This window comes from Paenibacillus sp. FSL R7-0297 (assembly GCF_038009025.1).
GTDB lineage: Bacteria > Bacillota > Bacilli > Paenibacillales > Paenibacillaceae > Paenibacillus_AQ.
Map to the genome: position 1 here is coordinate 7347564 of NZ_JBBPAQ010000001.1, position 13499 is coordinate 7361062.

General features: G+C 52.3%; 15 protein-coding genes. 6 read left to right on the forward strand and 9 right to left on the reverse strand.

The window, feature by feature from the left end:
• Positions 1–45: 45 nt before the first annotated feature.
• The 3 genes from MKZ24_RS31835 to MKZ24_RS31845 form a co-directional block, all read right to left on the reverse strand.
• The gene (locus MKZ24_RS31835; RefSeq protein ID WP_340789812.1) at positions 46–1335 is read right to left on the reverse strand and encodes an MFS transporter; all 1290 of its coding nucleotides are present in this window, start codon (positions 1333–1335) and stop codon (positions 46–48) included.
• An 86-nt stretch (positions 1336–1421) separates the two neighbouring features.
• A complete protein-coding gene (locus tag MKZ24_RS31840) occupies positions 1422–2576 on the reverse strand; it encodes a winged helix-turn-helix domain-containing protein (RefSeq protein ID WP_340789815.1) in 1155 nt (384 codons plus the stop codon).
• A 314-nt stretch (positions 2577–2890) separates the two neighbouring features.
• A complete protein-coding gene (locus MKZ24_RS31845; protein ID WP_340789817.1) occupies positions 2891–3646 on the reverse strand; it encodes a YjgB family protein in 756 nt (251 codons plus the stop codon).
• A gap of 388 nt (positions 3647–4034) precedes the next feature.
• On the opposite strand from MKZ24_RS31845, the gene MKZ24_RS31850 reads away from it, so the two are divergent.
• Genes MKZ24_RS31850 through MKZ24_RS31860 form a run of 3 tightly spaced genes read left to right on the forward strand, consistent with a single transcriptional unit; the run spans position 4035 to position 7370 of the window.
• On the forward strand, positions 4035–4694 hold the full coding sequence (locus MKZ24_RS31850; protein ID WP_340789819.1) for an RNA polymerase sigma factor: 660 nt from the start codon (positions 4035–4037) through the stop codon (positions 4692–4694).
• On the forward strand, positions 4691–5035 hold the full coding sequence (locus MKZ24_RS31855; RefSeq protein ID WP_042233091.1) for a hypothetical protein: 345 nt from the start codon (positions 4691–4693) through the stop codon (positions 5033–5035). Before MKZ24_RS31850 ends, MKZ24_RS31855 begins: the two co-directional genes overlap by 4 nt.
• Positions 5025–7370 carry a carboxypeptidase-like regulatory domain-containing protein gene (locus MKZ24_RS31860; protein WP_340789822.1) on the forward strand — a complete coding sequence of 782 codons (2346 nt, stop codon included), beginning with the start codon at positions 5025–5027 and terminating at the stop codon, positions 7368–7370. Before MKZ24_RS31855 ends, MKZ24_RS31860 begins: the two co-directional genes overlap by 11 nt.
• Before the next feature lie 93 nt (positions 7371–7463).
• Here the strand turns inward: MKZ24_RS31860 and MKZ24_RS31865 are convergent, their stop codons facing one another.
• Genes MKZ24_RS31865 through MKZ24_RS31875 form a run of 3 tightly spaced genes read right to left on the reverse strand, consistent with a single transcriptional unit; the run spans position 7464 to position 8500 of the window.
• Positions 7464–7772 (reverse strand): RDD family protein, encoded by a 309-nt coding sequence (locus tag MKZ24_RS31865; RefSeq protein ID WP_340790261.1) that lies wholly within the window; start codon positions 7770–7772, stop codon positions 7464–7466.
• A complete protein-coding gene (locus tag MKZ24_RS31870) occupies positions 7753–8016 on the reverse strand; it encodes an RDD family protein (protein WP_340789824.1) in 264 nt (87 codons plus the stop codon). The genes MKZ24_RS31865 and MKZ24_RS31870 overlap by 20 nt, the downstream gene beginning before the upstream one ends.
• Positions 8017–8035: 19 nt before the next feature.
• Positions 8036–8500 (reverse strand): hypothetical protein, encoded by a 465-nt coding sequence (locus MKZ24_RS31875; RefSeq protein WP_340789826.1) that lies wholly within the window; start codon positions 8498–8500, stop codon positions 8036–8038.
• Between the two features lie 159 nt (positions 8501–8659).
• On the opposite strand from MKZ24_RS31875, the gene MKZ24_RS31880 reads away from it, so the two are divergent.
• Complete coding sequence (locus MKZ24_RS31880; protein ID WP_340789828.1) at positions 8660–9571, forward strand: copper amine oxidase N-terminal domain-containing protein; 912 nt, start codon at positions 8660–8662, stop codon at positions 9569–9571.
• Here MKZ24_RS31880 and MKZ24_RS31885 read toward each other — a convergent pair whose 3' ends face one another.
• Both MKZ24_RS31885 and MKZ24_RS31890 read right to left on the reverse strand, forming a co-directional pair.
• Positions 9572–9880 (reverse strand): hypothetical protein, encoded by a 309-nt coding sequence (locus MKZ24_RS31885; RefSeq protein ID WP_042233079.1) that lies wholly within the window; start codon positions 9878–9880, stop codon positions 9572–9574. It lies immediately after the preceding gene.
• Positions 9873–10235: a hypothetical protein gene (locus MKZ24_RS31890; protein ID WP_197073037.1), complete on the reverse strand. Its 363-nt coding sequence runs from the start codon at positions 10233–10235 to the stop codon at positions 9873–9875. The genes MKZ24_RS31885 and MKZ24_RS31890 overlap by 8 nt, the downstream gene beginning before the upstream one ends.
• Before the next feature lie 446 nt (positions 10236–10681).
• Here MKZ24_RS31890 and MKZ24_RS31895 point away from each other — a divergent pair, with 446 nt between their 5' ends.
• Positions 10682–11662 (forward strand): N-acetylglucosamine kinase, encoded by a 981-nt coding sequence (locus MKZ24_RS31895; protein WP_340789831.1) that lies wholly within the window; start codon positions 10682–10684, stop codon positions 11660–11662.
• A 64-nt stretch (positions 11663–11726) separates the two neighbouring features.
• On the opposite strand, the gene MKZ24_RS31900 is transcribed toward MKZ24_RS31895, so the two are convergent.
• Positions 11727–12635: a L,D-transpeptidase family protein gene (locus MKZ24_RS31900; protein ID WP_340789835.1), complete on the reverse strand. Its 909-nt coding sequence runs from the start codon at positions 12633–12635 to the stop codon at positions 11727–11729.
• Positions 12636–12891: 256 nt separating this feature from the next.
• Here MKZ24_RS31900 and MKZ24_RS31905 point away from each other — a divergent pair, with 256 nt between their 5' ends.
• The gene (locus MKZ24_RS31905; RefSeq protein ID WP_340789837.1) at positions 12892–13455 is read left to right on the forward strand and encodes a hypothetical protein; all 564 of its coding nucleotides are present in this window, start codon (positions 12892–12894) and stop codon (positions 13453–13455) included.
• Positions 13456–13499 lie beyond the last annotated feature (44 nt).

Genomic DNA, 13499 nt, shown 5'->3' on the forward strand with positions numbered 1-13499 from the left:
CCCCGAAGGGCTTGATCTTAAACTTACTGTCTGCCTTTATTTAATCTACCCCTGATCTACTGCGGCTACAGGCTGTGCACCTTCCAGCTTAAGCTTGGCCTCAGGCCAGAGCAGCCGCCCGAACAGCAGACCCGCCAGACCCAGAAGGAGCAGCAGCAAGCCGGTGTTGATAAAAATACGGGCAGGGCCTGCATACTGGACAAGCAGACCACCCAGCAATGGTGCAATAATAAGTACCGTGCTGAGTACGGTGTTCTGGATGCCGAAGATACGGCCTGTCATATGCGGCGGGGTTTCTTTTTGCAGGCAATAATTGAACGTAACCATAAATACCCCGTTTCCGATCCCCAGTACAAATCCAATCAGCAGAACCCATACTATCGAAGCGCCCGGCTGGAGCGATCCAAGTGCAGCAATGGAACCGCCAATCAATACATATCCCGAGCCGAGCCTCCAGCTATATCCCGTTTCCGGATTCAGCTTGTTCAGGAGAAGTATGATCAGCACAGCTCCTACTCCGGTAGCGGCTACCATCCAGCCGAGCAAGGATTCCCGCTCCGGTGCAAACACCCGGAACAGGCTGGTGAACTGGAAGTCGACCACTTGAATCACCAGTGCCCCGGCCAGCCCGAACAGCATAGTACTCAGCAGGATCCGGCTGCGCAGCATGAAGCTCCAGCCTTCCCGCCACATCGTATGCAGCGGAATCTTGTCTTCCGGCGCCTCAGGCAGTTTGCTGTTATCTTCATCCGTGCGGATGTTCTTCACGGACAGCAGCAGCAGATAAGAGCAGCCGCGCAGCAAGGCATTGATCAGGATGCACCATTGCGGCGTAAGGAAAGCGAGCGCCAGACCTCCGAGCAGAGGGCCGGCGATTTTGGAGCCCTGGTTAACCAGCCCATTGAGCGACGAGGCTTGCAGCAGCTGGTCCTCTCTGACCAGGCTGCGGGTCAAAGACTGCTGGGCAGGCATATTCAGCGTGGACAGCGCTGAGCGCAGAGCCAGCAGCGGCAGCAGCCAGACCATACTCGGGGCGAACAACACCAGTACAGTCAACAGCGCAGTCAGCAGATCGCAGACACGCATCAGCTTCAGCTTGTTCAGCCGGTCGGCGGCTACTCCGGCAACCGAGCCAAACAGAATGCTCGGCAGCGCCAGCGCCACCGGAATAAGCGCCAGCATCAGCGGCCCGGCCTGCCAGCGGTAGCCGACCAGCACCTGAATAGCCAGTGCATCGAACCAGTCGCCGAAGCTTGCCGTGGCGAAGGCGCTGTACACGCGCATGTACGTTTTGTTATGCAGCAGGCTGGTTCCCTGCTTCGTTGAAAGCTCCATCTGACATTCCTCCAGGTTACATGTAATATCATTGAATGTGCGAAACATTCATGATCCTACTGTAACGGAGAATTGTCAGAGAATTATCAGGGGGCCTCGAGCAGCGGCAGCAGCAGATTTTCGAGTGCCCGTTCCAGCCTTACCAGACCAAACGCTTCAAGCTCTGCTGTAAACAGGCTCTCGTATTTGCGTCCCAAGGGACTTCCGGCCAGAAACATGCGGCAGAAATGGTTGATCCGGTACACCGAATAGAACCGCAGCGGCACAAACCCGGACATATCGAGCACCTGCAATCCTTCATTGATCAGTTTCTCTCCCTCTGCCCACTGTGCCCGCCGAAGCGCCCAGAGTCCCTTTACTACTTTGTAACCGCCGATCTCCCGCAGAAAAGGCTTGTCCCTCAGGGTCCGGCTGACGGTTTCGTCCATACGCTCCAACTGCTCATCCCCGGTTCCCGCCACCAGATGAATGAACAGCTCCGTAATCTGCGTCGCCGGAACGAAGTTCTCAAAATCCGGTTCGGATATTACCTGATAGGAACGTTTCAGGCGTTCCAGCGCTTTGTCCGGCTGGCCTGCCAAGGTGTACAAATCCAGCATGGTCAGAATCTCCAGTTCCAGCTGTTCAGGGGGGTTCAGCAGTTTCCGCTCAATCAGACGCTCGGCATATTCCATCTTCACCTTAGGGTCACCTATGAAGAAATAGAACAGGTTGAGGTAAAAAAGCCGGTCCTTCAGCGGAACCTCGTCCGTGTAGATCAGCCACTCCAAATCTCCCTGGACGAAATGAACGACCATCGAATAATGCGGGTCCAGCTCGTAGCCGAGAATGTCCTGCTGGCGTGCGAGGGTCAGCATCGATTTGCCCTGACCGTAGATATGAAACTTCATGAATACCTCACTCATTGTATTCCGCAGCTCCGGATCATTCGTTGCCGGATTCATCGCTACGCCCTCCGGAGAGCCCTGCACAGCCAGACTGTATCCGAATCCGCGGATGGTCTTGATGTCGATTCCGCTAAGGCCGCGCAGCTTCTTCCGCAGCCGGTAGATATGATCATCGACGGTCCGCTCCACCGGATACTCCATGGGCCAGACTTTATCCAGAAGCTGCTCGCGGCTGAAGGTCCTCCCCCTGTTGCGGTACAGAAACTGCAGAAGCGCAAACTCCTTGGGCAGCAGCTCTATGGTTAATCCGCCGGCAGATACTTTATATTCACTTTCGTTCAACTCCAGATGCATAGCTGTGCCTCTCTTCTTTCTACAGATCAACCCATAAACTGATTATATCAGCAAGAAGTTCTGCGCACGATAGCAGCAACTGCATTCATGAGGGACAGCCGGTTCGGGGATGGCGTAACTTCATCGGGAGCGTAGGGAAGCATGTAACCAGCAGACTTCGTCGGAAGCCGAGCCTGCTGGCAGGTACTTATCTGCAATATTATTTGCGGTTAACAAGAAGAGTCCCTCCACAGTTGCCGCTGCGAAGGGACTCTTCATAAATTGCTATCTATGTGACTGCAGCTGCCGCAATCCGGGGGCTTACAGATGCTGTTCTAACCAGCCATATTGTTGATGGAATCCTGTTTGGAGAATACTGAGATATGATCCACGGTACCCGTTAAATCCGGGATGATGAACTTGAGCTGGTACTGCTTGCCCGCCTGGTATATATAAATGTCATCGCTGCCGTTCACTGAGGTAGCGTCCGGCTTGCCGAGGACTTCTTCAATCTGCTTCAGCGTCAGCTTTTGTAAATCGGAGGCGCTTGAACGCACATCAAAGATTTGGCTGCCTTTGTTAAAGCCGAATACCACGTGCTTGCCGGCATACGTGGAATAAATGCCTTTGCCTGCCGATTCTTTGGTGTCCGGCTCTCCCCATGCTGCTTCCACATCGTCAATGAGTCCACTGTGTGCAGCATATTCCACGCCGGGCACCTTGCCCTGCTTGGCAAGCTGCAGCAGCTCTTTCAGCTGCTTGCTCAGCTCCTGCGGCGTAGCAGCCGACGAGGCTCCTGCCGCTGCGCCAGGCTCTGCAGCCGCAGGTGAAGCGGCCGCGCCAGTGCCGCCTTGCGCAGCAGGAGCCGCGTCAGGTGCAGCTGTTGCTGCACCGCCGCCAGCTTCAGCCGACTCCGTGCCCGCACCAGGGGCGGGACTCCCTTCCGGCTGTGCAGACGCCGGAGCCTCCGAGGCTTGCGCAGCCGCCCCGCCGGTATTCACCGCATCCGGCTTACCGGAATTACAAGCCGTTAGACTGAGCATTCCGCCAAGTAGAATTATACCTGCTATCGTTTTGAATGATGTGATCATGATGCCATCTCCTTCGTTTTCGGGAACTTCCTCTACAATCTAAACTGTTAACCTATGACGCAGTGCCCCCGCTAAAGGTTGCACGATGCTCCTTCTCAGGCCGCCCTTCTATAGAACATTTTTGGCATGTTCCAGTTGGGACTGATACTGCCGCGTGTAGTTGCAGCGTTTCTCTTACCGCTACCCGCCCCAAAGCTGCAATCCGGATCTGTTGCATTTAGCAATAGAACTCCCTAAAAATCACCCGGAATTTGATTCTATTGCACTTTCTGCAGGCAACAATCAGAAAAACACCCTTATACAGTCATTCCTCAAAATTCTGTTGCATCAAATACAGCAGATTGCTTTCCAGCCTCCAAAAACGAGTTTTCTATTGCACTTTCTGCAATTGAAAAACAAATTCGCTGCTCAAGCCCTTCAATTCAGGAATTATTTCCCTGCAGCACGCAACCTTCCTCCCGCAGCACGCATCTTACTAATAAAGGGAGGGGAGCTTCATCTGGATATTATAGAGAGAATCAAAGCCAGGGATGAGTCCGCTCTCCGCCAGCTGATGGAGCAATATGGGGATATGCTGCTCCGGACCGCCTGGCTGCTTCTGCGGGACCGGCAGTCTGCCGAGGAAGCCGTGCAGGATACCTTCATTCAGGCCTATGCCAAAATCGGGCAGCTGAAGGACCCTCAGCGTCTGAGACCCTGGCTGATTGCCATCGTGGTTAACCGCTGCCGGATGAGGCAGCGGACATGGAGCTGGCGAAATATTTTTCCTGCGCCGGAGGGCGGGGCCTGGGTACAGAATGAAGCAGGCGCCTCCGCAGGCGCAGAAGAGCTGTTTATAGCAGAATGGCATAATCTGCAGCTAAGTGAAGCTGTAAGAAGTCTGGATTACATCTACCGCGAATGTCTGACGCTGTACTATTACCATGAGATGAGCATCCGTGAGATCAGCGGGCAGTTGAGATTACCGGACAATACGGTGAAATCCCGGTTATCCCGGGGACGGACACTGCTGAAGCAGATTCTGGAGAAGGAGGGGTATGCTCTATGAGCAATGAACAAGAACACATCAAACGCCGTCTGGATGAAGAGTTGAGCAGCCTCTCCTTCAGCGGACAAGAACGGGTTCTGCAGCAGACTCATCCTACCGCACCGCTGGCCCGCCTGCGGGCACTATGGAATAAGGAGCTGGAAATTCCACTCAAGCCACTGGGTGCGCTATCTGCGCTATTAATCGCAGGTGCGCTGATCCTCTGCTACCCGCAGAGCGGGCCCCCGGAACATGGGGCCCGTACACTGCCCGTACAGGGCCAGCGGGAACTGATTGAAGCTGGCGGCAATACGTACTGGAAAGACATCTATGAACAGGCGGTGAGAAGCCATGAAAATTAGAATCAAGGTCAAGCAGCTGGTGCTGTTCGTGCTGCTTCCGCTTGCGCTGCTAATTCTAATACCAGCTGTTCTTCAACAGGCAGCAGCGCCATCGGTTCAGCCTGCAACCTCCGCCACAGCGGATACCGGGGCTCTCGCACGCGAAATGCTGCTGAGCAAGCTGGCTGCCAGCAGCGGAAGCAAGCGTATGACGCTTATCCGCACTACAATAATTGAACCAGGCAATTGGATACAGCCGTATGATTTCAATGTGTATATCGGCTCCTCTTCCAGCCAATGGAGCCAGAACAATAACGAAGAGACACCACTGCCGCTGCTACCCGCAGATAAGCTCCGGTTCCTGAGAGAATATGTACTCGAAGGCCCTATAGACGGCTATTTGCTTACTGCCGCTAAACAGCTTGTATATGAATACGATGTCCTGGGTGCCGGAGATGACGGGGATGCGGTACTTACGGAAGTACGCACCAGAATCAGCAGTAAATCCTCTATGTTCAGAGAGCTGGCTTTGCTTCAGGCTGAGAGGGCATTGAACGCAGGGAATTGGGCGGCTGCAGGAGACTTGCTGAAGCAAGCCCATTCCCCCGTACATGATGGCGAATACGAACATGAAGCCCGTTCAGCCTGGCTTGGTGCGCGGCTGCTCTTTGCAGAAGGTAAGTGCAGCGAAGCGCTGGAGCTGGTGAACAACAGTCTGAAGAGTTACCAGGAGTCACGTGACAAGAATTATCATGAAGTGAACGAAGGAAATGACTTAAGCCCCCAGGGCTCCACAGAGCAACCTTCATCGGCTCAAGATTCCCTTGAAGCTGCTACAGAGAATATGAGTGAACCCACTTCCGAAATGCAGCGGCAGCTGCTTGCACTTCAGACTGCACTTACAGCTGCTGCAGATTCAGGCAAACTTGCGCCTGCCACCGTGTCAGGGACACTAACCTACAGCGACGGTACTCCGGTCTCCCGGGCAGGCATCTTCCTGCGGCCGGAGAGCGAAGTTAGTCATAGTGTGTTATATGGCTCGGAGCCGTATGAAATCGTCACAGATGCACAGGGCCGGTTTTCCTTCACAGGCGTCATTCCCGGCTATTATCAGTTATTTTTGGGCCTGAGCTTTGAGCAGATCGATGGCTGGACCTGGCCTGTGCAGGCGGATGACTGGATCGAAATCAAACCAAATGACCGTTTGACTAATAATATTATCCTTCAGCCCTTGCTGGAGCTGAAGTCACCGGTAAATTCGCAGCTCCTTACAGGTGATTCTGTAGAATTCGAGTGGGAGACTGTCCGGAATGCGGCCTCTTACAGTCTCAGCGGCACAGTCTCAGCCGAAGGCAGCACCTTCAGTTATGTAATCCGCCAGCATATCACGGGGAATAAGATTTCCATCCCTGTAACAGATCTGTATAACAGCGGCGGTTTCTCCACCAGCAGCAGCGGAGAAGGCTGGGAATCCGTTGAGCCCTCCTCGCTGCTCGGCTTCGCCGATCCAAGCGGACGCTTCTCGTGGAGCATAGAAGCCTATGATGTATCCGGGCGGGTGATTACCCGCAGCAATGGCTACCGGCTGAACGAGGACACCGTCGGCAATCTGCCTTTCTTCTATTTACAATCACGCAGTCTTACCGCTGCCGATCAGCTGGTTAAAGCGCAGAAGCTTGAACAGGCACTGGAAGCGTACCGCCACGACTATGCCAGAGATCCACAGGATGATCATGCGCTCAAAATGCTGGTTCATCTCATGACAGCCAAGGCTTCCTATACTAAAGACAAATCCTTAGAAGCCGCAACGATACCTCTGCTAGTGAAGCTTGTAGAGCTGCGTCCGACTGCAGACTCTGTCTTCAACCTGGCGCTTTACTACTATGAGCAGTCCGACTGGAAAAGCTACAATCATTATTATTCCTGGTTTCTTGAGCTGCGTGACCAGAAACCGAACAGCTATGATCTGGGTATTAACGCTACCGCGCTGATGTACCAGGGGGAATTGGACGAAGCCCGCAGGCAATTCGTCGCCTCGCTGGAGGAGGATGGCAGCCACCGCTTCACCGGCAGCTATCTGGCTGCAGAGCTGGCGGCGGGACAGCCGCTCGATGCTGTACTAAAGCTTGCTCAGCATTATCCCCAGCATAGTCCCGGCTCCAGCCCAGTTAACTGGGCGAAGCTGATAACCCAGATGAAGGCAGAGCGTACGGGACAGCCGGAGCTCTTTGACCGGCAGCTGAAACAGATGCTGGAGCTATATACAGCAAGGTCCGGGAAGCTCAGGGAATGGACTGAAGAAAGCGGGGATTCCGCGCTGAAGACGTTCATGAAAGCCGTTCTGGAGGTGGGCTGATCCACCTCCGAAACAGGGCAAAGGGAATAGAACAAGAGCGGTAACGCCGCCTGATCTATTCCCTTTGTACTTGGTTAATTCTATCCTGTGGGCTCAAACAAGATGGTCCAGAGCAATTTTCTTAACCACATAGGTTCCGGCCATCATATCATGCAGCGCCCGGTTACGCTGGGTGAATACAACGAATAGGCAGTCGGCGACCACTACCCAGCCAAAGAACACATTCAAACTCATGGCGAGCGGACTCCAATTGGCAAGACTGCTGGAAACCGCAGATAATTCCTCTGTGTTCAGACTCACAATAACTGCAAGAAAGCCGTTGATGATGAGGAAGCAATCCCTGATCAGAGCCTGCTTCAGCGCCGGATACCTACCGTCCCCATTAATTATTCTTGCCCCCAGAAATTAGTCTGCCCGGAGTCCCCCCATATTTGACAACCATGAACACATTGAAGCCCATCAGCAGCACAAACTGAATAAAAAGCGGAAACGCCGACTCCGCCGATTCTGCGGCTGAGACGCAAATCCTGTTCAAAAAATACGTAGGAAGGGCCAGAATCAGAAAATCAATGAAGCTGATCAGTACCCTTTTCCCAAAACCTACATAGTCACTCCAATCAAGCTGTTCCTCTATCCGCTGCTCCATACTGTTCCCCCTCCGCCTTCTACTTGCTATCCCAGGCCGAACCCATAATATCCTTCCCGGTCTGTATGGCCTCCTCTAGCGTATTAGCCGGACCCGAGATATATCCCTCTCCTGCGGCAAGTCCGTAGCGCTCATCAAGATGGGTCAGCATAATCCAGAACTTTTCCAGCTTCTGAGACGCTATAATTGAGCCAACCGAACGCCGTGACCGGTCTGCATCCAGGACAGTAAGAATTCCCAAATAGTATCCGCCGCTATCCTTAAGCTTCACATCATAATGAAGATCCCCATCCAGTGCAAGCTCTCCGGTAAACTCACTTCGTCCGGGTACGCCTCTCCATACTTCACCCTTCAGCCCGATTGCGCTATGCTTCACGACTTCATTATTGGAGTAGATCACACTAGGGTACTCCCGCTCCACATGCTGCGGACGAAACCATGCATAACCCAGGGATGCTACGATCAGTACTGTTATTGCGGACATTATCCATGATTTCCGGGTCAGAGCTCACCCTCCTCTACTATGAACTTCCAAGACATATCGGAGTACAACTGGCATATACGCAACTTTCAATTAGATCCGGCGTCTATAACTGTATAATTTTAGTAAATCAACGATATTCCCGAAGGAGGACTACTCAAGATGAAGGTCATCAAATTTATCTGCCTGCCGCTGCTGCTGTTAATATTGCTGTCCGGCACTGCCCTGGCGGCCCCTGCTTCAGCTCCAACCATTTCAGTAGAAATAAACAACTCCACGATAAGCACGGACATGCCCCCTTATCTCACACAAGGCACAACCATGGTCCCGCTAAATGTAGTGAAGCATATCCCGGGGATTACTGTCGCTTGGAGCAATGCCACCAAGACGGTTACGATTGACCGGAGCGGGGTAATAATCACACTGGTTGCGGGTCACAAGACCGCCCTTATTGGTACCAAACAAGCCGCCCTGCCTGTCGCCTCGGTCTTGGTTAATGGCAGAGTCATGGTGCCGATCCGCTTTATAGCAGAAGCCGCAGATGCGCATGTAGCCTGGAATGCGGCCACCCGGATTGTGTATGTCGCCAAAGCAGATGAGGCGCTGATCACTCAACTCCAATCCGCGAATCTGGGGGAAGCACGTACAGCAGCACTTCATTTTCCCCGCGTCAGCACGCTTAAGCAAATCCCTATCATTAATGAGTCACAGAATCAGGACTATTATTTCCCGGAAGGCACAGCGGGCCGTTTCTTCATTCAAGGCGGGCCTGGTATTTCGTATTATGAAGTTGCAGGTAATTATGCGGAAGAAATCTGGTCTGCCAAAATAGACTACAGTGCCCCATCCTCTGCCGGACTCTTCTTTATACCGTACAAAATTGTGGATCAGGCCGGAAAAATGCCCTCCTATAAGGGTAGCCTCGCGTTCTATCATCTGATGCTTCCGGTTATGGAGGCAACCTATGGATTCATTGATGCTACGGGTGCCTCCAGGACGGCCGGGCAACAAAATATGAAGCTAAATGAGTTCTTTGAAATTCCAGGGGAAGCATCATCCTCTGTACAAAACTAATTACATCAAGATCGGTACCGCAAACGGAACAAGAATCAGCAGCAGCGCGGCGGCACTCAGACTCCGGGTCCACACCGGCTTCAGCTTCTGATTCTTCTCCGATTTGTACCAGCCCTTGAACTGCCAATAATTCCGGTACATCACTAAGAATACGAGAAAATTACCGATTACTGCAGTATACAAATACCCGGTCCATCCATATAACATTTTGAAGATCCACTGCTCCACACCCCCGAGTATACCTAGTGTCAGAACCAGCAGAACCACTAAACGCAGCATTTCTGCCATAAAACTTGCGAGTTTACTCATTTTGTCCTCCGGTTTCATGATTTACATTGCCCGCCTCCAGAAGACTGGCATTTCCGATGTATCTGCTTACATGCTGTAGAATCTCGCTGCTATTGTGCACTATTATCCTCTTAGCCTTGTACGCTTCAGTTAATTTCATAATGGCAGGAACACCTTCCCTGATGAATCCAGGGTTCCATTCGAACAGCATCATGTACAGGTTCTTGAACGTCTGCTTATAGTTTCCCTTCTCCAGACCCAGCCTTGTCTTAATGAACCTCCGGATTACCCGCCCATTCTGCACATACAAATCAGGTTGAATCAGAAAAATCAAATCCGCTTCCCGGAAGCTCTCTGTCCCCCATTTGTGATGCACGCCTTCTATAATCCACGACTCCTCAGCGACTGTTTCAGCTAACCGGGTATCCCTGACCTCTGTTGAGTTGCGGGTATTGTCCGTACTCCGGTCCCAGACATAATTGTCAGTTTCATAGCAGGGGATATCGTAGATTCGTGATAATTCTCTGGCTATATACGATTTACCGCTGCCGCAGCCACCTATAATCCGTATTCTAATCCTAGCTCCCTCCTATGGAATGCCCGACTGATCAACCGTCCACGTCGCAACCCGGAAGAATACCCCTCCAGTTTACTTCTATAACTTCTATATTTATCCTGTTAATCCTGCTTCAGCAACCGCAAGCTGGCGGTATAGCGGCTGTCGTGAAGGAGCATTTCTCCCTTGCAGTATCTGCCTGTGTTATATCCAACGCCGGAGTGATTATAGTATTCTGTAGAAAAGAACGTGAAGAGGTGTCTAGAATGCAACGAACAGATGTGGTAATTGGAATCGATGGAGGAGGAACTCATACCCGGGTCATAGCCGCTGATATCGAAGGGAATGTACTGGCTTATTGTAAAAAAGGAAGCGCTTCCGCATACCGGGATTCTGCTGCTCAGCACAATGTGCGGTCCGCAATTATGGAAGCGCTGGAACGCGGCGGCATCGAGCCCGGCAGGGTCATCGGCATTGCTGCCGGGATTGCCGGTTACGACTCGCCTGAGGATTTGGACTGGATCTTGCCGCTCACCGGGGTTCCGGAGCTGAGTTGTCCGAGGTGGCATGTCAATGACGCGCTTATCGCCCATTATGGAGCACTGCTTGCGCAGCCCGGCATTATTGTCATTTCGGGAACTGGCTCCATCATTATTGCCATTAATGAAGACGGACGTTATTTACGCAATTATGATTTCCATCATTATGCCGCAAGTGCCGCCCGGCTCCTCTCATATAATACCGTCTTTGAAATACTGGCCGGTCACACGGATTCCAGCGATGAGCTGCTTGTCGCCCGGATGCTGGCACACTGGAATGTCACTTCAGTCATTGAACTGTACATGCTTGCAAGTGAAGGGTTTGACGATGACCGGAAAGCCCGGGACAGACGCTTTGGAGAATTTGCTCCTATAGTTACGGAAGAAGCGGAGCGCGGAAGCTCCACCGCCGGCCGGGTCTGCGGCAGAGCTGCAGAGCAGATTAAGACGGGCATCGGGCTGCTGGCTTCTTCTTTTGCGCAGCAGACCGTCCCGGTAGCCTTCATCGGCAGTGTGGCAAACAGCAGGTATTTTCAATTGGAATTACGCAGTTTACTGAAGAACGGGGCCAACAAACAGTATAAGGTGGTAACGCCACAGCTCCCGCCCGAAGCAGGAGCTGTCCTGTATGCAATGGAGCAATTAGGCCGGCCGGTCACAGAAAACATAATCAGCCGGTTGCAGCATAGCAGCAAGCTGCCACAATGACATATATGCAGCGCGTAATTGCTACGAACAGACCTTCCATCTGGCAGCTTCTAGCTTAGTCGCTTCACAGCTCCACAGTCGCCTCTTTGGCATTCCATATGACGGGAAGGCCAAAGAGCGGCGTCAAGCTGCCTAAGGGAATATACAACCGCCCGTTTACGCTCCGCGAGGCCAGCATGGCCACCGTTTTGCCGTTCACCTTCGCTGTTTCGCTAAGCGGTTGATGGACCGCGGTGTGCCCACCTATAGTAATGATAAGCGCTCCGGTTCCCGCCTCCAGCTTCAAAGTTCCGCCCAGCAGGGCAACCGATTCGCGGAGCGGAACGAATACCCGTGAATTCTCCAGCAGGAAAGAATCCTTAAACTTCAGCTTTTCTCCATTGATGATAAAGACGCCCGCAATCATTGTCGGCCCCGCGGAATAGCCGCTCTTCACTGCGATGCTTGCCATATCAAGTCTTGAAGTAGTAATGATCACGGGAGTATTATTGGCTATCCTTGGATACAGCCAGTGGATATCCTCATTATGCATCCGGATGCATCCGGCGCTGACATATTTACCGATGGAGGCCTCATTATTGTTGCCATGAATGGCATAGGTGGTTCCGTAGGTGTTGTTCACTTCCAGTCCCAGCCAGCGGTCGCCCAACGGATTGGCCGGATCGCCTCCGGGAATCTTTTCTTTGTAATAGGGTCTGTTCTTGATTTTGACCACAATTTTGAAGCTGCCTTCAGGCGTCAGACTCTTGTTCTTGCCGGTGGCGACCGGAAAAACCTTCTCCAGCTTACCGGCGCTGAAATAGGCCAGCTTATTCGTCTTTTTGTTCACAATAATCAGATCTGAGGATGATGATGACGCTGCTGCGGCTGATCCTGTGAAGCATGCTGTGAACAGCACTGCGAACACAAGCATAAGCTTGATGCTCCTTGGAACATAAGTTGTAGTCAGGCTGATACGCTCACGCAGATTCATGGTTGCCCCACCTCCAGGTTATGGGTGATTCTGGAAACTCTTTTCTACATAGACGCCAGTCTGCCGCATTAGTTGCACAGCAGCTTGTACCTATTCTTATCAACTCGTCCGTGCGGATTTGAAGCAGAGTTTGCACAATTGTAACCGTTCAAGCGGTGCTTCGTGTGCGGTTTCATGAGGATGAATATTAAGTGCCTCCGCCAGAGATAATAAGCCCGCATGACCATTACAGCACCCGCCAAGGAGGCCACTTACTTTGAATTCAAACCATTCCAGCCAGATCAGCCAAAGCGAACAAATCATCCAGCAGCTGATGACACAGACCCAGCAGGGCACGCAGAATTACCAGCAGCTTCTGCAGCAGGAGCAGGAGCATGCCGCCAAATTGCAAGAGCTCAGCCAGCACAGCAATAAGGCCATTCAGATGATTCAGCAGGCATTGCAGGGCCATCAGACCGCTATGCAGCAGCTGCAGCAGGTCTCGCAGTTAATCAGACAGCTGGAGCAGATTCCGCAGACTGCCGGCTACAATACAGGTGGTATTCAAAGATTCAATACCGAACAACAGGGCTTCAATACAGGAATCCCAAGCTTCAGCACTGGTAACTCTGGCAATCAAAGCTTCAGCACAGGCTCTGGAGGATATAATTCTTCCTTCAGCCCGTCCTTCACTTCCAATAGCCAGCCGGTAAATTCACTGCATAGCCCAATTAACGCTTCAATTAACTCTTCATTTAACCCGCAGCCGCTGCATACACCCATGCAGACTAACCATTCCTACGGTTCTATGATGAATCAGGGACGCAGCTTCCCGCAGTAATATACGCCGGACTACGCGGTTCAAGACAAAAGGGGTTCTCTCAG

Bases quoted from the DNA above. Each gene is read 5' to 3' on its own strand.
- MKZ24_RS31860 (WP_340789822.1), top strand. From the start codon at position 5,025: ATGAAAATTAGAATCAAGGTCAAGCAGCTGGTGCTGTTCGTGCTGCTT.
- MKZ24_RS31880 (WP_340789828.1), top strand. From the start codon at position 8,660: ATGAAGGTCATCAAATTTATCTGCCTGCCGCTGCTGCTGTTAATATTG.
- MKZ24_RS31845 (WP_340789817.1), bottom strand. From the start codon at position 3,646: ATGATCACATCATTCAAAACGATAGCAGGTATAATTCTACTTGGCGGA.
- MKZ24_RS31840 (WP_340789815.1), bottom strand. From the start codon at position 2,576: ATGCATCTGGAGTTGAACGAAAGTGAATATAAAGTATCTGCCGGCGGA.
- MKZ24_RS31855 (WP_042233091.1), top strand. From the start codon at position 4,691: ATGAGCAATGAACAAGAACACATCAAACGCCGTCTGGATGAAGAGTTG.
- MKZ24_RS31895 (WP_340789831.1), top strand. From the start codon at position 10,682: ATGCAACGAACAGATGTGGTAATTGGAATCGATGGAGGAGGAACTCAT.
- MKZ24_RS31885 (WP_042233079.1), bottom strand. From the start codon at position 9,880: ATGAGTAAACTCGCAAGTTTTATGGCAGAAATGCTGCGTTTAGTGGTT.
- MKZ24_RS31870 (WP_340789824.1), bottom strand. From the start codon at position 8,016: ATGGAGCAGCGGATAGAGGAACAGCTTGATTGGAGTGACTATGTAGGT.
- MKZ24_RS31875 (WP_340789826.1), bottom strand. From the start codon at position 8,500: ATGTCCGCAATAACAGTACTGATCGTAGCATCCCTGGGTTATGCATGG.
- MKZ24_RS31900 (WP_340789835.1), bottom strand. From the start codon at position 12,635: ATGAATCTGCGTGAGCGTATCAGCCTGACTACAACTTATGTTCCAAGG.
- MKZ24_RS31835 (WP_340789812.1), bottom strand. From the start codon at position 1,335: ATGGAGCTTTCAACGAAGCAGGGAACCAGCCTGCTGCATAACAAAACG.